This is a genomic window from Plantibacter sp. CFBP 8804 (genome assembly GCF_014841225.1).
Lineage (GTDB): Bacteria > Actinomycetota > Actinomycetes > Actinomycetales > Microbacteriaceae > Plantibacter > Plantibacter auratus.
The window spans coordinates 131,581-147,879 of the sequence record NZ_JACYTU010000003.1 but is presented as its reverse complement, the minus strand read 5'-3'; the positions used below and the strand labels follow the sequence as shown (position 1 = coordinate 147,879).

17 protein-coding genes and 1 pseudogene are annotated in these 16,299 nt (G+C 69.7%); 16 read left to right on the top strand and 2 right to left on the bottom strand.

What is annotated here, in order from left to right:
• Positions 1–141: 141 nt before the first annotated feature.
• Positions 142–1,451: pseudogene (locus IFU11_RS20755) on the top strand (M23 family metallopeptidase); the annotation flags it as partial.
• A gap of 31 nt (positions 1,452–1,482) precedes the next feature.
• Here the strand turns inward: IFU11_RS20755 and IFU11_RS08760 are convergent.
• Entirely contained in the window at positions 1,483–1,974 is a 492-nt protein-coding gene (locus tag IFU11_RS08760; protein WP_079705152.1) for an inorganic diphosphatase, read from the bottom strand.
• A gap of 129 nt (positions 1,975–2,103) precedes the next feature.
• Between IFU11_RS08760 and tilS the strand changes: the two genes are divergently transcribed.
• From tilS to IFU11_RS08705, 11 genes are all read left to right on the top strand, one after another.
• Complete coding sequence (tilS, locus tag IFU11_RS08755; RefSeq protein WP_371742749.1) at positions 2,104–3,111, top strand: tRNA lysidine(34) synthetase TilS; 1,008 nt, start codon at positions 2,104–2,106, stop codon at positions 3,109–3,111.
• Between the two features lie 61 nt (positions 3,112–3,172).
• Complete coding sequence (hpt, locus tag IFU11_RS08750) at positions 3,173–3,724, top strand: hypoxanthine phosphoribosyltransferase (RefSeq protein WP_064294334.1); 552 nt, start codon at positions 3,173–3,175, stop codon at positions 3,722–3,724.
• A 153-nt stretch (positions 3,725–3,877) separates the two neighbouring features.
• On the top strand, positions 3,878–5,896 hold the full coding sequence (gene ftsH / locus IFU11_RS08745) for an ATP-dependent zinc metalloprotease FtsH (protein WP_079705154.1): 2,019 nt from the start codon (positions 3,878–3,880) through the stop codon (positions 5,894–5,896).
• A 5-nt stretch (positions 5,897–5,901) separates the two neighbouring features.
• Positions 5,902–6,564: a GTP cyclohydrolase I FolE gene (gene folE, locus IFU11_RS08740; RefSeq protein ID WP_079705155.1), complete on the top strand. Its 663-nt coding sequence runs from the start codon at positions 5,902–5,904 to the stop codon at positions 6,562–6,564.
• A gap of 4 nt (positions 6,565–6,568) precedes the next feature.
• Entirely contained in the window at positions 6,569–7,372 is an 804-nt protein-coding gene (gene folP / locus IFU11_RS08735) for a dihydropteroate synthase (protein ID WP_137242241.1), read from the top strand.
• The gene (folB, locus tag IFU11_RS08730) at positions 7,365–7,754 is read left to right on the top strand and encodes a dihydroneopterin aldolase (protein ID WP_079705157.1); all 390 of its coding nucleotides are present in this window, start codon (positions 7,365–7,367) and stop codon (positions 7,752–7,754) included. Before folP ends, folB begins: the two co-directional genes overlap by 8 nt.
• Positions 7,754–8,314, top strand: coding sequence for a 2-amino-4-hydroxy-6-hydroxymethyldihydropteridine diphosphokinase (gene folK / locus IFU11_RS08725; RefSeq protein WP_192018690.1), 561 nt, complete (start codon positions 7,754–7,756; stop codon positions 8,312–8,314). The genes folB and folK overlap by 1 nt, the downstream gene beginning before the upstream one ends.
• The gene (locus IFU11_RS08720; protein WP_079001580.1) at positions 8,311–8,790 is read left to right on the top strand and encodes a DUF3180 domain-containing protein; all 480 of its coding nucleotides are present in this window, start codon (positions 8,311–8,313) and stop codon (positions 8,788–8,790) included. The genes folK and IFU11_RS08720 overlap by 4 nt, the downstream gene beginning before the upstream one ends.
• The gene (locus IFU11_RS08715; protein WP_137242239.1) at positions 8,750–9,361 is read left to right on the top strand and encodes a PH domain-containing protein; all 612 of its coding nucleotides are present in this window, start codon (positions 8,750–8,752) and stop codon (positions 9,359–9,361) included. The genes IFU11_RS08720 and IFU11_RS08715 overlap by 41 nt, the downstream gene beginning before the upstream one ends.
• The gene (locus IFU11_RS08710) at positions 9,358–11,178 is read left to right on the top strand and encodes a PH domain-containing protein (protein ID WP_192018689.1); all 1,821 of its coding nucleotides are present in this window, start codon (positions 9,358–9,360) and stop codon (positions 11,176–11,178) included. The genes IFU11_RS08715 and IFU11_RS08710 overlap by 4 nt, the downstream gene beginning before the upstream one ends.
• On the top strand, positions 11,175–11,888 hold the full coding sequence (locus tag IFU11_RS08705) for a Rossmann-like and DUF2520 domain-containing protein (RefSeq protein ID WP_079705162.1): 714 nt from the start codon (positions 11,175–11,177) through the stop codon (positions 11,886–11,888). Before IFU11_RS08710 ends, IFU11_RS08705 begins: the two co-directional genes overlap by 4 nt.
• Before the next feature lie 71 nt (positions 11,889–11,959).
• On the opposite strand, the gene IFU11_RS08700 is transcribed toward IFU11_RS08705, so the two are convergent.
• Positions 11,960–12,457 (bottom strand): DoxX family protein, encoded by a 498-nt coding sequence (locus tag IFU11_RS08700; protein WP_137242237.1) that lies wholly within the window; start codon positions 12,455–12,457, stop codon positions 11,960–11,962.
• Between the two features lie 217 nt (positions 12,458–12,674).
• Between IFU11_RS08700 and lysS the strand changes: the two genes are divergently transcribed.
• The 4 genes from lysS (at position 12,675) to cls (ending at position 16,269) form a co-directional block, all read left to right on the top strand.
• The gene (gene lysS / locus IFU11_RS08695) at positions 12,675–14,195 is read left to right on the top strand and encodes a lysine--tRNA ligase (protein ID WP_086474544.1); all 1,521 of its coding nucleotides are present in this window, start codon (positions 12,675–12,677) and stop codon (positions 14,193–14,195) included.
• Between the two features lie 41 nt (positions 14,196–14,236).
• Positions 14,237–14,383, top strand: coding sequence for a hypothetical protein (locus IFU11_RS08690; protein WP_157579829.1), 147 nt, complete (start codon positions 14,237–14,239; stop codon positions 14,381–14,383).
• A 140-nt stretch (positions 14,384–14,523) separates the two neighbouring features.
• Complete coding sequence (locus IFU11_RS08685) at positions 14,524–14,721, top strand: hypothetical protein (RefSeq protein ID WP_194718988.1); 198 nt, start codon at positions 14,524–14,526, stop codon at positions 14,719–14,721.
• A 78-nt stretch (positions 14,722–14,799) separates the two neighbouring features.
• A complete protein-coding gene (cls, locus tag IFU11_RS08680; protein ID WP_137242235.1) occupies positions 14,800–16,269 on the top strand; it encodes a cardiolipin synthase in 1,470 nt (489 codons plus the stop codon).
• The last annotated feature ends 30 nt before the right edge of the window (positions 16,270–16,299 follow it).

The window sequence follows — 16,299 nt, the reverse complement described above, 5'->3', positions numbered from 1 at the left end:
GCCCCCGGCCGGGGTTAGCCTCTGGCGTGGACCACTCCCGGATGCCACGGCCGACGGGAGTGTCCGCAGCCGGTCCCGACCCCCGTCGGGCTAGCGTGGACAGTGGTACCGATGTGACCGATGTGACTGCAGCGAACCGAGATGGGCCCCTACTTCATGAGCAAGAAGCTTGCCGGCGCTTGGCGCCGAAGCCGGACGACCAACGCCGCATCGGCGTCCTCCGCGCGATGGCGAGGACGCCTCACCGCCGCAATCGTCATGTCGCTCGCGATCGTCAGCTCGTTCGGCGTCGCCGGTCCGGCGTCAGCAGCCGACTACCCCTCGTGGGATGACGTCCAGGCCGCGAAGGGCAATGAGGCCGCCAAGGCCGCCGAGGTCACGAACATCAAGAACTTCATCGTCCAGTTGCAGGACGAGCTGCAGGTCGCCCAGGACGAGGCCGAGAAGCGCGGTACGGAGTTCCAGGCCGCTGAGGAGGCCTTCTTCGAGGCCGACGCCCGGGCCACCGCGATCCAGTCCCAGGCCGATGCCAAGACGGCCGAGGCCGACACCGCGACGAAGCAGGCCGGCCGGGTCGCCTCGCAGCTCTACCGCTCCGGTGGCGCCGACCTCAGCCTGAGCCTCTTCCTCGACGGCGAGAGCAAGGGCGCGACCGACCTGTTGTCGAAGCTCGGCAACATGAACCAGGTCGCCGAGCACAGCAACGGCGTCTACGAGCAGGCGGTCGCCGCACGCAACACCGCGGCTGCGCTCGGTGAGCAGGCCGGTGTCGCCCGCGACGAGCGCGAGTCGCTCCGACAGGCGGCGCAGACGGCCATGGAGGCAGCCCAGGCGGCGGCGTCCGCGGCGGCCGAGAAGCTCGAGAAGAACCAGGAGCTGATCGTCACGCTCAACGCGCAGCTGACCGCGTTGCAGGACACGACGGCGAAGACGGTTCAGGACTACGAAGCCGGAGTCGCTGCGGCAAAGGCGAAGGCCGCGGCCGAAGCCGCCGCACGGGGGCAGAGCGCCGACGGCGGTCAGCTCAGCAGCCAGGGCTGGGCGATCCCGGCCTCCGGCAGCATCTCGGGCACCTACGGCTACCGCGATCCGATCTCCACGGGCGGCGGCAGCTCAGGCAGCTTCCACCGCGGCACCGACATCGCGGGCGGCTGCGGGATCCCGATCTACGCGGCGACCTCCGGCACCGTGACCTACGCCGGTTGGTACGGCACCTACGGCAACTTCATCCTCATCGACCACGGCTCCGGCGTCTCGACCGGCTACGCGCACATCGTGAACGGTGGCATCCAGGTCGGCGTCGGCTACCAGGTCTCCGCCGGACAGGTCATCGCCTACGTCGGCACGACCGGTGCCTCCACCGGCTGCCACCTGCACTTCGAGGTCCGCATCAACGGCAGTGCGATCGACGCGCAGCCGTTCATGGCCGACCGCGGGGCGCCGCTCGGCTGNGTCATGCGGTGTGCGGAGGTCCGCAGGGGCTCAGTGACCCTCCGCCTTGAGCTTGTCGAAGCCCGCGAGGATGATCTTCTCGGCCGCTGCGGCGTCGCCCCAGCCGTCGATCCGCGCCCACTTGCCGGGCTCGGTGTCCTTGTAGTGGACGAAGAAGTGCTCGATCTCGTCGCGCGTCGCCTGCGGGATGTCGGTCAGGTCCTGGATGTGCGACCAGCGCGGGTCCTTGTACTGCACGGCGATGACCTTGTCGTCGCCGCCGCCGTCGTCCGTCATGTGCAGCACACCGACGGGGCGGACCTTGATGCCGACGCCCGGGAAGGTCGGGAAGTCGAGCAGGACCAGCACGTCGACCGGGTCGCCGTCCTCGCCGAGGGTGTTCTCGAAGAAGCCGTAGTCGGCGGGGTAGACGAAGCTCGTGAACAGGACGCGGTCCAGGAAGACCCGACCGGTCTCGTGGTCGATCTCGTACTTGTTGCGGCTGCCCCGCGGGATCTCGATGACGGCGTCGTACTCGGCCATAAGCCTGCTCCTTGCGCGGTTGGATGACGTTGAGTCGGCGCGGTCGCCGACGAGGACCAACCATAACCGATGCGTCCCGGAGCGAACGGTGTGGGGAGGCGCTCGGCGCGGTGCAATAGCGTGGTCCGCGTGAACGACGTCCGACCCCCGCTCCACCCGTCCGTCGCCGCCCTGCGGAAGGCGGTGCGCGACGCGATCGCGGGCACGGCGTCCACGCCGTCGCGTGACGCCGCCGGTGCCGACCTGCTCGTCGCGCTGAGCGGTGGCGCCGACTCGCTCGCGCTCGCCGCCGCGACCGCGTTCGAGGCCGGAAAGGTCGGTCTGCGGGCCGGCGCCGTGATCGTCGACCACGGACTGCAACCGGGCTCGGCCGACGTCGCGGCGCGTGCCGCGGACCAGGCGCGTGCCCTCGGGCTCGACCCCGTCCTCGTCCGCGTCGTCGAGGTGGGCTCCGAGGGCGGACCGGAGGCCGCGGCACGGGCGGCCCGGTACACCGCACTCGACGCCGCGCGAGTCGAGGTCGGTGCGTCCCTGGTGCTGCTCGCGCACACCCTCGACGACCAGGCGGAGACCGTCCTCCTCGGCCTCGCACGAGGGTCGGGCACGGGCAGCCTCCAAGGGATGGCGCCCGTCTCCGGTGCGCTCCTCCGACCGCTGCTCGGGATCCGGCGTTCCCAGACCCGCGAGGCGTGCGCTGCCGAAGGACTCGAACCGTGGCACGACCCGCACAACACCGACGACGCCTACGCGCGGGTCCGGGTCCGGGAACGGGTCCTGCCGGTGCTCGAGGCGGAGCTCGGGCCGGGGATCGCCGAGGCCCTCGCCCGCACCGCCGACGCCGCTCGCGAGGACGCGGACGCGTTCGAGGAGATGATCGAGGAGACCATCGAGGAGCTCGTCGAGCACGCCGAGGCCGGTATCTCCGTCAGTGCCGGGGCACTCGCGGCCAACCCGGCAGCGCTCCGCCAGCGGATCATCCGGTACATCGTGCAGAGCGAGTTCGGCTTCTCGCTCACGCGGTCGCAGACGATCGAGGTCGCGCGGCTCGTCACCGATTGGGCGGGCCAGGGTCCGATCGACCTGCCCGGCCTGACGGCGTCCCGGCACGCGGGACGCATCGTCTTCGCGGCCCGCTGACTTAGGGCTCCCCGAGCAGGAGGCGCACGGGCGTCCGGGTCATCTCGCATACACTCGACGCATGGAGCAGAGCGACATTTCCGACGACCTCACGACCATCCTCGTCACCGAGCAGGAGATCCGCGACAAGCTCGCCGAACTCGCCCGGCAGATCGAGACCGACTACGCCGGGAAGGACGTCCTGCTCGTCGGCGTGCTGAAGGGTGCGGTCATGGTCATGGCCGACCTCGCGCGCGAACTCCGCATCCCGCTCTCGATGGACTGGATGGCCGTCAGCTCGTACGGTGCCGGCACGAAGTCGAGCGGTGTCGTCCAGATCCGCAAGGACCTCGACGCCGACCTCACCGGCCGCCACGTCCTGATCGTCGAGGACATCATCGACTCCGGCCTCACCCTCTCCTGGCTGCTCGAGAACTTCGCCTCGCGCGGAGCCGCGTCCATCGAGGTCTGCGCGCTCCTCCGTAAGCCCGAGGCCGCCAAGGTGCACGTCGAGTGCAAGTACGTCGGTTTCGACATCCCGAACGACTTCGTCGTGGGTTACGGTCTCGACTTCGACGAGAAGTACCGCAACCTCCGCGACGTCGGCGTCCTCGCCCCGCACGTCTACGCCTGACCACTCCACCGACCTCACACCGCACCCCCGTTAAGCCCACGGCAAACACAGGGGAGGCATCCAGCGGCGAGGGGGTAGCCTGATTTGCGACGCGGCTCCGCCCGTCGACCCCTCCTGCAGAAAGGGAACGGGCCAGCCCCGGCCTCTCAACTTATGAACGTCAAGCGTCTCTTCAAGGGTCCCATCCCGTACCTCATCATCGCCGCCCTGGTCTTCTGGATCGGCATCAGCCTGATGAGCATGAACGGCTTCCGTGAGGTCTCCACGCAAGAGGGTCTCGCCTTCCTCGAGAAGGGTCAGGTCAAGGAGGCCGTCATCACGGACGGCGACCAGCGCGTCGACCTCACGCTGACGAAGGCGGACGACGAGTTCGGCAAGCAGGTGCAGTTCTACTACGTCGGCGCCCGCGCGGCCGACGTGGTCGAGGCCGTCGACGCCGCAGACCCGTCCGGTGGCTACAACGACAAGGTGCCCCAGCCGAGCTGGCTCCTGTCGATGCTCGGCCTCCTCCTCCCGCTGCTCCTCATCGGTGTCTTCTTCTGGCTGATGCTCTCCGGCATGCAGGGCGGCGGCAACAAGGTCATGCAGTTCGGCAAGTCGAAGGCGAAGCTCGTCTCGAAGGAGTCGCCGAAGGTGACCTTCGACGACGTCGCCGGTGCCGACGAGGCGATTGAGGAGCTCGAGGAGATCAAGGACTTCCTCAAGGAGCCCGCGAAGTTCCAGGCCGTCGGTGCGCGCATCCCGAAGGGCGTCCTGCTGTACGGCCCTCCCGGAACGGGCAAGACGCTCCTCGCCCGCGCGGTCGCCGGTGAAGCCGGTGTGCCGTTCTACTCGATCTCCGGTTCCGACTTCGTCGAGATGTTCGTCGGTGTCGGTGCGAGCCGCGTCCGCGACCTCTTCCAGCAGGCCAAGGAGAATTCGCCCGCGATCATCTTCGTCGACGAGATCGACGCCGTCGGTCGTCACCGCGGCGCCGGCATGGGCGGCGGTCACGACGAGCGCGAGCAGACCCTCAACCAGCTGCTCGTCGAGATGGACGGCTTCGACGTCAAGACGAACGTCATCCTGATCGCCGCGACCAACCGCCCCGACATCCTCGACCCCGCGCTGCTGCGCCCGGGCCGCTTCGACCGCCAGATCGGCGTCGACGCCCCCGACCTCGCCGGCCGCAAGAAGATCCTCGAGGTGCACGGCAAGGGCAAGCCGCTCGCCGCGAGCGTCGACCTCGAGGTCGTCGCCCGCAAGTCGCCCGGCTTCACCGGTGCCGACCTCGCCAACGTCCTCAACGAGGCCGCACTGCTCACGGCGCGCTCCAACGCGCAGCTGATCGACAACCGCGCTCTCGACGAGGCCATCGACCGCGTCATCGCCGGCCCGCAGCGCCGCACGCGCGTCATGCGCGAGCAGGAGAAGCTCATCACCGCCTACCACGAGGGCGGGCACGCGCTCGCTGCAGCGGCGATGAACAACACCGACCCCGTCACGAAGGTCACGATCCTTCCGCGCGGCCGCGCCCTCGGCTACACGATGGTCCTGCCCCTCGAAGACAAGTACTCCGTCACGCGCAACGAGCTGCTCGACCAGCTCGCCTACGCGATGGGCGGCCGCGTCGCCGAGGAGCTCGTCTTCCACGACCCGACCACGGGCGCGTCGAACGACATCGAGAAGGCCACGGGGATCGCTCGCAAGATGGTCACCGAGTACGGCATGACCACCGACGTCGGTGCCGTCAAGCTCGGGCAGTCCTCGGGCGAGATGTTCCTCGGCCGCGACATGGGCCACCAGCGCGACTACTCGGAGGAGATCGCGCAGCGCGTCGACGCCCAGGTCCGCGAGCTCATCGAGGCCGCGCACGACGAAGCCTGGCAGGTCATCACGACCAACCGGGCCGTGCTCGACCGCCTCGCCGCCGAGCTGATGGAGAAGGAGACCCTCGACCACAACCAGCTGGCCGAGATCTTCAAGGACGTCAAGAAGCTCCCGCCGCGCCCCGTCTGGTTGTCCAGCAAGAAGCGTCCCGTCGGGTCGGGTTCGGCCGTCGGTTCCGCGTCGTTCACCGCCCCCATCGACTCCGGTGCGGCCGACGGTGGCGTGAGCTCGGAGCCCGAGCCCGAGGCTCCCGTGAAGCCCAAGCGCACCCGCGCGACGAAGCCGCGACCGGCGACCGCCTAGCCCGCATGACCCACGGCGAGCACACCGCGGACGACGCGGTCGCAGCCGCGCAGGCCGAGCCCGATCAGGGCTCGGCCTCGCGGTCGTCGGTGGACCGCGAGCGGATCGCCGCAGCGGTCCTCGAGATCCTCGAGGCGATCGGCGAGGACCCCTCCCGCGACGGCCTCGCCGACACCCCGACGCGTGTCGCCGACGCGTACGCGGAGTTCTTCGGTGGCGTCGGTCAGGACGCCGGTGTGCACCTGGCCCGCCCCATCCCGATCGAGGAGGGCGCGACCAGCGACGTCGTGCTCGTCCGCGACATCGCCTTCCGTTCCGTCTGCGAGCATCATCTGCTCCCGTTCCTCGGCACGGCGCACATCGCCTACCTGCCCGACGAACTCGTCATCGGACTCGGTGCCCTGCCGAAGCTCGTCGACACACTCGCGTCGCGCCCGCAGGTCCAGGAGCGCCTGAGCGAGCAGATCGCCGACACCCTCGTCGAACGGCTCGCGCCTCGCGGTGTCCTCGTCGTGCTCCAGGCCGCACACGGCTGCGTCTCGATGCGCGGTTCACGCCAGCTGACGAGCACCACCGTCACCATCGCCAGCCGTGGAGCCCTGGCCGATCCGGCCGCGCGGGCCGAGCTGATGGTCCTGATCGGCGCGTCCGCCGACCAGGCGGGGTGATCGCATGTTCCAGATCATGGGCGTCGTCAACGTCACACCCGACTCGTTCAGCGACGGCGGCCGGTACCTCGACGTCGACGACGCCGTCGCCCACGGGCTCGAGCTCATCGCGGCCGGCGCGACCATCATCGACGTCGGCGGCGAATCGACGCGGCCCGGTGCCGCCCGGGTCGACACTCGCGAGGAGCAGCACCGGGTCGCACCCGTCATCGCGGCGCTGGCCGCCGCTGGTGCGCGAGTGAGCATCGACACGATGAACGCGGAGACCGCCCGTGCCGCGGCCGACGCCGGTGCCTCGATCATCAACGACGTCTCCGGTGGCCTCGCCGACGACCGCATGCCGGGCGTCATGGCGGCGTCCGGTCTCGACTGCGTCATCAGCCATTGGCGCGGGCACTCGGCCGACATGGCGAGCCGCGCCACGTACACCGACGCGGCGGTCGACGTCGCTCAGGAGCTCGACGATCGGGTGACGACCCTCCGCGGTCAGGGCGTCGACCCCGGCCGGATCGTCGTCGATCCCGGCCTCGGGTTCTCCAAGCACGCCGAGCACAACTGGCGCATCCTCGCCCGACTCGACCTGCTGCGCGAGCTCGGGTACCCGGTGCTGGTGGGCGCGTCCCGCAAGCGGTTCATCGGAGCGCTCCTCCCCGAGGACGCACCGATGGAGGCGCGCGACCTGCCGAGCGCCGTGGTGAGTGTGCTGGCCGCGCAGGCCGGAGCCTGGGGTGTGCGCGTCCACGACGTCGCCGCCACCAGACTCGCTCTCGATACCCTCGATGCATGGCAAGGTGGAGCCGATGACTGATTCGATCACCCTCACGGGCCTGCGGGCGTTCGCGCACCACGGCGTCTTCGACTTCGAGCGCGAGGCCGGACAGGAGTTCGTCATCGACGTCACCGTGTCGCTGGACCTCCGCCCGGCCGCCGGCGGCGACGAGCTCGGCGCGACCATGCACTACGGGGAGCTCGCCGAGGCGGTCGTCGCGGCCGTGGAGCGCGACCCGGTCGACCTCATCGAGACTGTGGCCGAGCGCATCGCCGACGTGGTGCTCGCGAACGAACGCGCGGAAGCGGTCCGGGTCACGGTGCACAAGCCGAGCGCGCCGATCACCGTGCCCTTCGCGGACGTGGCGGTGACGATCGAGCGAACCCAGGCCGATCGCACCCAGGCCGGGCGGGCCGTCTGATGGTCTCGCGCACACCGATCCACGACCCAGCCCGTCGGCCGGGGCCACCGAAGCCCCGTGCCGTCTGGGCCGTCGTGGCCATCGGGGCGAACCTGGGGGACCGCCGGGCGACGATCGCACAGGCGGTGGACGACCTCGCCGCCGTCGACGGGGTGCTCGAGGTGCGGCCGTCGCCGCTCGTCTCGAGCGCGGCCGTCAAGCTGTCCGGCGTCGACGAGTCGGCTCCGGCCTACCTCAACGGTGTCGCGGCCGTCCGCACCCGCCTCCAGCCGCACGTGCTCCTCGACGAACTCCAGCGGATCGAACTCTCGCACGGCCGCGTCCGCGAGGAGCGCTGGGGCGATCGGACGCTCGACCTCGACCTCATCGCCTACGACGACGAGACGATCGACGACGAACGCCTGACTGTCCCGCACCCGCGAGCCGCCGAGCGCGGGTTCGTCGTCGTGCCCTGGTTGCTCCTCGACCCCGACGCGACGCTGCCCGGCGTCGGCCGCCTCGACACCCTCGCGGCCGCCAAGGACGGCTCCGTGGTCCCCGACGACGGCACACACCCGTGACCCGCACCACCGCGACACCGCTCATTGTCCTCGCCGGGGTGGGCGTCGTCGTCGGCTTCCTCGTCGAGGTCGCGATGGTCTCCGGCGGACGCGCGTCGATCATCCCGCCCGTCACCCTTGCGGTCTCGCTCGTGGCGGTCGCGATCATCCTCATCGCCCTGTCCTGGCCGATCCGCCGCAGCACGACCGGTCGCGCCACCCGGCGGATCGATCCGTTCCGCGCCATGCGGGTCGCCGCGCTCGCGAAGGCCTCGAGCCACGCGGGCTCCCTGGTGGCGGGGGCGACCGTCGGGATCCTGCTCTTCGTCCTGACTCGCCCGATCCTGCCCGCGATAGGCTCGTTGTGGCTGGTGATCGCGTCCATCGTGGGATCCGTCGCACTCGTCGTCGCCGCCTTGGTGGCCGAGTGGTTCTGCACCGTTCCGAAGGATGATGATGACGACGCCGCACCCGGGGGAGCCCCGTCCCACACCTGATCAGCCCGCCGAACGGCCGCTGATCGAGACGCCGCTGGAGGAGCTGTCGTCGCCGGAGGGGGTCCACGCCGGCCCCGCGGAGCAGAGCGGCAAGCGGCTCGAACTGCCTGATGCCGAGTGGCGCCGCGTGAGTCGCAAGCTCATCGCCGTCGAGTTCATCTCCGAGGGCGCCGGCCTCGTGCTCGTCACGGCGGCCGTGGTCTTCGTCGCGCTCGTCTGGGACTGGACCTGGATCTGGTGGCCGTTCGCCGCCTTCGCCGTGATCTCTCTGATCGCCGCGGCGTTCATCCCGCGCCGCATCCGATCGATCGGGTATCAACTGCGCGCGGACGACCTGTTGTTCCGCCGAGGGATCATGTGGCAGCGCTTCGTCGCCGTGCCGTACGGGCGCATGCAGCTCGTCGACATCAACCGCGGGCCCCTCTCGCGGGCGTTCGGCCTCGCCGACCTCAAGTTCGTGACCGCCTCCGCCTCGACCGGAGTGGTGATCAACGGGTTGCCGGAAGCCGAAGCCGAGGGGCTGCGCGACCATCTGGTCGCCGTGGCGGAGAGCCGGCGGACCGGACTGTGAGCGAGCACCAGGCGGCAGGACCGCCGGAGCGGTTCGAAGCTCCGGCCGCGGGTCCTCGGGTGAAGCCGACGGCCGAGGCGATCGTCCCACGGGTGGCCGGACAGAGTCTCGTCGACGGGCAGTGGCACCGGCTGCACCCGGCGACGCCGTTGCTGCGCGGCGGGATCGCGTTCGTCGCCATCCTCGGCATCGTCATCGCGAACCTCCGCGAGCGCCTCATCGAGTTCTTCATCCCCGCTCCGGGGATGGAGCAGCCGACCGACCCGATCGACTACATCCTCAACCACGGCTTCGTCGGATGGGTGCTCCTCGCGATCGCCGTCGGGCTCATCGTGGTGATCGCCGTGTTCTGGTTCTCATGGCGCATGCACACCTTCCGGGTCACCGACGAGGCGGTGGAGGTGCGCAGCGGCATCCTGTTCCGCACGAACCGCAAAGCCAAGCTCGACCGCATCCAGGGTGTCTCCATCGAGAAGCCGCTCCTCGCCAGACTCATCGGGGCCTCGCGCATCAACGTGAGCGTCGCTGGCCAGGACGCGAACGTCAAACTGGAGTACCTGTACGGTGCCGACGCCGACGGCCTCCGCCGGGACGTCCTCACGCTCGCGAGCGGGGTGAAGCTCGCCGAACGTCGGCAGACCACCGCAGCCGGCGACCCGGCCGACCCGACCCTGCCGCCGCAATCGGTGCCCGACGGCGCCGGCGGGGTGTCCCGGTTCGTCACCGAGCGCGTCGACGACTTCATCTCGCCCGAACTCGACCCGGAGGAGACGGTGCCGGACTCCGTCGTGCGCCTGACGCTGGGGCGCCTGGTCGGGTCCACGTTGCTCAGCCCGTTCACCGTGATCGTCCTGATCTCGGTCGTGGCGGGTGTCGTCCTCCTCCTCAACGGCCTGGACTGGGCCTGGTTCTGGCTCGTCCCCATGGTGCTGAGTCTCGGGGCCTTCGTCTGGTCGAGCGTGACCAAGTCGCTGCGTTACAGCATCGCCGCGACGCCCTCGGGTGTCCGCATCGGCTTCGGGCTCTTCTCGACGACGAACGACACCGTCCCGCCCGGACGGATCCACGCGATCGAGGTGTCACAGCCCATCATCTGGCGCCCGTTCGGCTGGTGGCGGGTGCGGATCAACAAGGCCGGCCTGTCACTGGAGCAGGCTGCTCGCGGTGCGACGAGCAACACGGTGTTGCCGGTCGGGTCGCTCGTGGACGCCGCCCAGGTCGTGGAGCTGATGCTCGCGGGCCGCATCGACGGCAGTGCCTGGGCACCCCTGCAGTCGGCCCTCGCCACGCGTGACGGCGTCGGTTTCGTGGGTTCGCCCCGCCGCTCGCGATGGATCAACTGGTTCTCCTGGCGTCGTACCGGCTACGCACTGCGCGACGGGATGCTGCTGTTCCGGCAGGGGGTGGTCTGGCGCAAGCTTCACATCCTTCCGCTCGCACGCCTGCAGAGCCTCCGGATCGACCAGGGACCGCTCCTGCGGGCGCTCGACCTCGCCTCCGCGACCGCGCACACAGTCCCGGGCCCGGTGATCGCCAAGCTCCCGGCCATGGCCCGCGACGAGGCGGTGCGGATGTTCGACGCGGCGTCGGCGGCGATCGTGGTCGCGCAGTCGACCGACCGCAGTCACCGGTGGGCGAGCTTCGACCCCGAGCACCAGCCGTCCGAGGCGCAGGCGACGGCGCCCTACCTCGATGAGCCGATGGCGCAGTCGGACACCTGGCCGACGACGCAGGCGGACGCCGAGCCGTGGCAGGAGCAGCGCCCGGCACCGTCCGTGCCGCTCCCGACGACCGACCACGACCGGAGGACCACGTGAGCGCGGAACGACGGAGCGCCAGGCTCGGCGTCGGGATCATCGGGAGTGGTCGCGTCGGCCCGGTCATCGGAGCGGCGCTCGGGGGAGCCGGACATGCGATCGTCGGCATCACCGCGGTGTCGGAGGAGAGCCTCGAACGGGCGAACGCCCTGTTGCCGGATGTGCCGGTGCTCGATCCGACCGAGGTGGTCGAGCGGAGCGAACTCGTCGTCATCGCCGTACCCGATGCGCAACTCGCGTCGTTGGTCGAAGGGCTCGCGGCGGTCGGTGCGTGGCAGCCGGGTCAGCTCGTCGCGCACACCTCGGCTCGGTTCGGGACGGCGGTGCTCGCTCCGGCAGCGCGCGCCGGTGCCATCCCGTTGGCGTTGCACCCCGCGATGGTGTTCACCGGGACGAGCCTCGACCTCGCCCGGCTCCACGAGACGTCGTTCGCCGTGACCGCACCGGCCCCCGTCCAACCGATCGGGCAGGCGCTCGTGGTCGAGATGGGCGCGGAGCCCGTGATCATCGCCGAGGCCGATCGTGCGGCCTACGCCGAAGCGGTGGAGACGGCCGCGAGCTTCTCCCGCGCGGTCGTGCAGCAGTCGACGGCTCTGCTCCAGGAGATCGGCGTGGAGAACGCCGGCGGCTTCCTGTCGTCGCTCGTGCGGTCGTCGGTCGACGAGGCGCTGCGCGGTGCGACCACGCCCGACGTCGACGAGCTGCTCTAGCCGGGTGGACGGACCGCCGCCCGCCCACCCGAGTCCGGGCAGGCGGGCGGATCCGAGTCAGCGGACCCGTGTCAGCGGCTGCGGCGGCGACGGATCAGCGCGTCCACGGCGAGTCGGCCCGGGCCGGCGAGCGTGAGCGCGAGCGACGCGAGCGCGAGCAGCATGACGTACTCGAAGCCACCGTCGGCGGCGTAGAACCCCGCCGGCAGGTGCACGAGCACCATCGCCACGGCCATCGTCACCGCGAGCAGGGCGCCCACGATGCGCGTGCCGAGGCCGATGATGAGCAGCAGGCCACCGACCACCTCGAGACCGGCGACGACGACCGCCGTGATCTCCGGTGCCGGGATGCCCATGCCTTCGAACCCGGAGGCGACGCCTGGAATGGAGTCGACGAGGAACTTCTGGAGGCCGTGGGCGATGAAGACCACACCGAGGGCCAGGCGCAGGAGGAGGAGACCGGCGTCGATCCCCGCCTGTCCGCGCGGCGAGGCGGGGGAGGCCGGTACCGGTGGGACGGTGGTGGCTTCACGGTGGTCGGTGTGCTGGTGGTCGGAGAGCGTCGTCATGACGAGCCTTTCGAGTTCGTTTCCGGCGTCGGTGCCCCCGATCGGGACTCCTGTCCTTCGAGCCAAGCACGGCCCGGGTACCCGGCGATGTCCTCCGAATGGTTGTTCGCAGACCCTTGTCAGGGCGTCGATAGCCGGTTCATAGGAAACCGGCCGTGCGCGCGGCCCGCACGGTCCCCGGTAAACTCCAGTGACCGCACGAGGAGAATCCCACCGCATGACTGACACGACGCCAGAGCCGATCGACGACGCAGCAGAGCAGGCAGAGCTCTCCGAGCAGAAGGCCGTCCGGCTCGCGAAGCGCCAGCGCCTCATCGACGAGGCGACGTCGGGTGCCGGTGGCGCCTACCCCGTCACCCTCCCCATCACCGACACGATCCCGGCGGTGCGCGCCCGCTTCGGTGAGCTCCAGCCCGACGAGGCGACGGGCGTCACGGTCGGCGTCGCAGGCCGCGTCGTGCACCTGCGCAACACCGGCAAGCTCTGCTTCGCCAGCCTGCAGTCGGGCGACGGCAGCCGCATCCAGGCGATGGTGAGCCTTGCCAGCGTCGGCGACGAACAGCTCGCCGCTTGGAAGGAACTCGTCGACCTCGGCGACCACGTCTTCGTCTCCGGCGAGGTCATCTCCAGCCGCCGCGGCGAACTGTCGATCATGGTGGCCGAGTGGACCATCGCGGCGAAGGCGATCCTGCCCCTGCCGAACCTCCACAACGAGCTGAACGAGGAGACGCGGGTCCGGAGCCGGTACCTCGACCTCATCGCCCGCGACCAGGCGCGCAAGAACGTGCTCGACCGCGCCAAGACGGTGGCCAGCCTCCGCCAGACCTTCACCGAGCGCGACTTCGTCGAGGTCGAGACGCCGATGCTCCAGGTCATGCACGGTGGAGCCTCGGCCCGCCCCTTCGTCACCCACTCGAACGCGTTCGACACCGAGCTCTACCTGCGCATCGCGCCCGAGCTGTACCTGAAGCGCGCCGTCGTCGGCGGCATCGACCACGTCTACGAGATCAACCGCAACTTCCGCAACGAGGGCGCCGACTCCACGCACAGCCCCGAGTTCGCCATGCTCGAGGCGTACGAGGCCTACGGCGACTACGGGACCATGGCCGACCTCACGCAGACCCTCATCCAGAACGCCGCGCTCGCGACGAGCGGGAGCCACGTCGTCACCTGGGCCGACGGCACGGAGTTCGACCTCGGTGGCGAGTGGGACCGCATCTCGATGTTCGAGAGCCTCTCCGCCGCCGCTGGTGTCGAGATCACGCCGCAGACGCCGATCGAGGAACTCAAGGCGCTCGCCGAGCGTGAGGGCGTCGAGGTCCCGCACCCCATCCACGGGAAGTACGTCGAGGAGCTGTGGGAGCACTTCGTCAAGGGTGGCCTCGAGCGCCCGACCTTCGTCATGGACTTCCCGGTCGACACGAGCCCGCTCGTGCGCGCCCACCGCTCCATTGAGGGCGCGGTCGAGAAGTGGGACCTCTACGTCCGCGGCTTCGAGCTCGCCACCGGCTACTCCGAGCTCGTCGACCCGGTCGTGCAGCGCGAACGCTTCATCGAGCAGGCGAAGCTCGCCGCGCAGGGCGACGTCGAGGCCATGCGTCTCGACGAGGAGTTCCTGCGTGCGCTCGAGTTCGGGATGCCGCCGTCCGGCGGCATGGGGATGGGCATCGACCGACTCCTCATGGCGCTGACCGGTCTCGGTATCCGCGAGACGATCCTCTTCCCCCTGGTCAAGTAGCGGCCACCCGGCAGCACGACCACCGACAGTCAGGCGCGACGATGAGCATGATGGACCCCGGCGACCACCAGGACCCGAAGAAGCAGGGGCCGACGACGGCGCGCATCACGATCTGGATCGTGGTCAGCGGGATCGGCCTGTACCTCGTCGTCAGCGGTCTGTGGGGCGCCCTCGCCGGAGGCTCCTGAGGCCGCTGCGCGCTCGTTCGGCATCGGGCGACCACTTCGTTCCGGTCCCTGAGCGAATCCTCCGGTCCCTGAGCGAACCCTCCGGTCCCTGAGCGAACCCTCCGGTCCCTGAGCCTGTCGAAGGGCGGTACGATTGACGAGTGATCGAAGACTACTGGCTCAACGCGCTCTGGTCGCTGCTGCCCACCGTGGTCGTCGGCATCATCTTCTGGGTCGTCATGCGCGCCATCCTGCGGTCCGACCGCAACGAGCGCAAGGCGTACGCGCAGGTCGAGGCGGAGCAGCGCGCGAAGCTCGGTCTCCCGCCGGTCGAGCCCTCCGCCCCTCGCGAGGTCTGACCCGCCCGTATCACGCGGCTAGGTCACCCCACAGCTGTCCGGCATGGTCAGTAGGCTGGAGCCTCGGCAGCTGAGCGGATGGGCGACATGACGATCGAGTTCTCCTGGAACTGGCTGGGCATCACGGCCCTCGTCCTGGACTTCATCATCCGTGTCATCGCGGTGATCGTCGTCCCGCGCAACCGGCGCCCGACCGCGGGGATGGCCTGGCTGCTCGCGATCTTCCTCATCCCGTACGTCGGTGTCATCGCCTTCCTCCTCATCGGCAACCCGAAACTCCCACGGGTGCGCCGGCGGAAGCAGTACGACATCAACGTCTACATCCGCCAGACGACCCGCGACCTCGTCAAGGCCAACCTGACGTCGAACGCGCCGGCCTGGTTCCGGTCCGTCGTGACGCTCAACCGCAACCTCGGGTCGATGCCGCTGCAGGGCGGGAACACCGCGAGTCTCATCGGCGACTACGAGGCCTCGCTCCACGCCATGGCCGACGAGGTCGACCGTGCCGAGCAGTTCGTGCACGTCGAGTTCTACATCCTCACCTGCGACCGCACCACGAAGCCGTTCTTCGACGCGCTCGAGCGCGCGGTGGCCCGCGGTGTCACGGTCCGGGTGCTGCTCGACCACTTCGCGAGCTGGCGGACCCCCGACTACAAGCACACGCTGAAACGCCTCACCGCGATGGGTGCCCAGTGGGCGCTCATGCTGCCGCTCCAACCGTTCAAGGGCAAGTTCCAACGTCCCGACCTCCGGAACCACCGCAAGATGGTGATCGTCGACGGCGCGGTCGCGTTCATGGGCTCGCAGAACATGATCGACCGGAGTTACAACAAGCCGGGCAATATCAAGCGTGGTCTCCAGTGGCAGGAGCTCATGACGCGGGTGGAGGGCCCCGGGGTCGCGGGGATCAACACGATCTTCCTGAGCGACTGGTACAGCGAGACGGGCGACGTCCTGTCCCACGAGGTCGGCCTGCTCGAGGCCCGACCGGTGGGAGACCTCGAGCTGCAGGTCGTGCCGAGCGGGCCGGGGTTCGACGGCGACAACAACCTCAAACTGTTCCTCACACTCATCTACGCGGCGCAGCGGCGCATCGTCATCACGAGTCCGTACTTCGTGCCCGACGAGTCGTTGCTCGCAGCGGTCACGACGGCGGTCCAGCGTGGTGTGCCGGTCGACCTGTTCGTCTCGGAGATCGGCGACCAGGCGATGGTGTGGCACGCGCAGCGCTCCTACTACGAGGCGCTCCTGCGAGCCGGCGTGCGGATCTTCCAGTACCCGGCGCCGTACATCCTGCACGCGAAGCATTTCACGATCGACGACGACGTCGCCGTGATCGGGTCGAGCAACATGGACATGCGTTCCTTCGGTCTGAACCTGGAGGTCTCGCTCATGGTCCGCGGGCGCGAGTTCGTCCAGGAGATGCGCGGCGTCGAGGACGGGTACCGGGAGATCAGCAAAGAGCTGACGCTCGCGGAATGGTTGAAGCAGCCCCTCCGGTCGACCGTGCTCGACAACCTCGCCAGATTGACGTCAGCGCTGCAGTAACTGATATGTGTCGTTTCCAACAGATATATC

What these genes read in the sequence shown, in the direction of transcription:
- IFU11_RS08760 (WP_079705152.1), bottom strand. Translation starts at nt 1,974, where the DNA reads ATGGCCGAGTACGACGCCGTCATCGAGATCCCGCGGGGCAGCCGCAAC.
- hpt (WP_064294334.1), top strand. Translation starts at nt 3,173, where the DNA reads ATGGAGCAGAGCGACATTTCCGACGACCTCACGACCATCCTCGTCACC.
- ftsH (WP_079705154.1), top strand. Translation starts at nt 3,878, where the DNA reads ATGAACGTCAAGCGTCTCTTCAAGGGTCCCATCCCGTACCTCATCATC.
- folE (WP_079705155.1), top strand. Translation starts at nt 5,902, where the DNA reads ATGACCCACGGCGAGCACACCGCGGACGACGCGGTCGCAGCCGCGCAG.
- folP (WP_137242241.1), top strand. Translation starts at nt 6,569, where the DNA reads ATGTTCCAGATCATGGGCGTCGTCAACGTCACACCCGACTCGTTCAGC.
- folB (WP_079705157.1), top strand. Translation starts at nt 7,365, where the DNA reads ATGACTGATTCGATCACCCTCACGGGCCTGCGGGCGTTCGCGCACCAC.
- folK (WP_192018690.1), top strand. Translation starts at nt 7,754, where the DNA reads ATGGTCTCGCGCACACCGATCCACGACCCAGCCCGTCGGCCGGGGCCA.
- IFU11_RS08715 (WP_137242239.1), top strand. Translation starts at nt 8,750, where the DNA reads ATGACGACGCCGCACCCGGGGGAGCCCCGTCCCACACCTGATCAGCCC.
- IFU11_RS08700 (WP_137242237.1), bottom strand. Translation starts at nt 12,457, where the DNA reads ATGACGACGCTCTCCGACCACCAGCACACCGACCACCGTGAAGCCACC.
- lysS (WP_086474544.1), top strand. Translation starts at nt 12,675, where the DNA reads ATGACTGACACGACGCCAGAGCCGATCGACGACGCAGCAGAGCAGGCA.
- IFU11_RS08690 (WP_157579829.1), top strand. Translation starts at nt 14,237, where the DNA reads ATGAGCATGATGGACCCCGGCGACCACCAGGACCCGAAGAAGCAGGGG.
- cls (WP_137242235.1), top strand. Translation starts at nt 14,800, where the DNA reads ATGGGCGACATGACGATCGAGTTCTCCTGGAACTGGCTGGGCATCACG.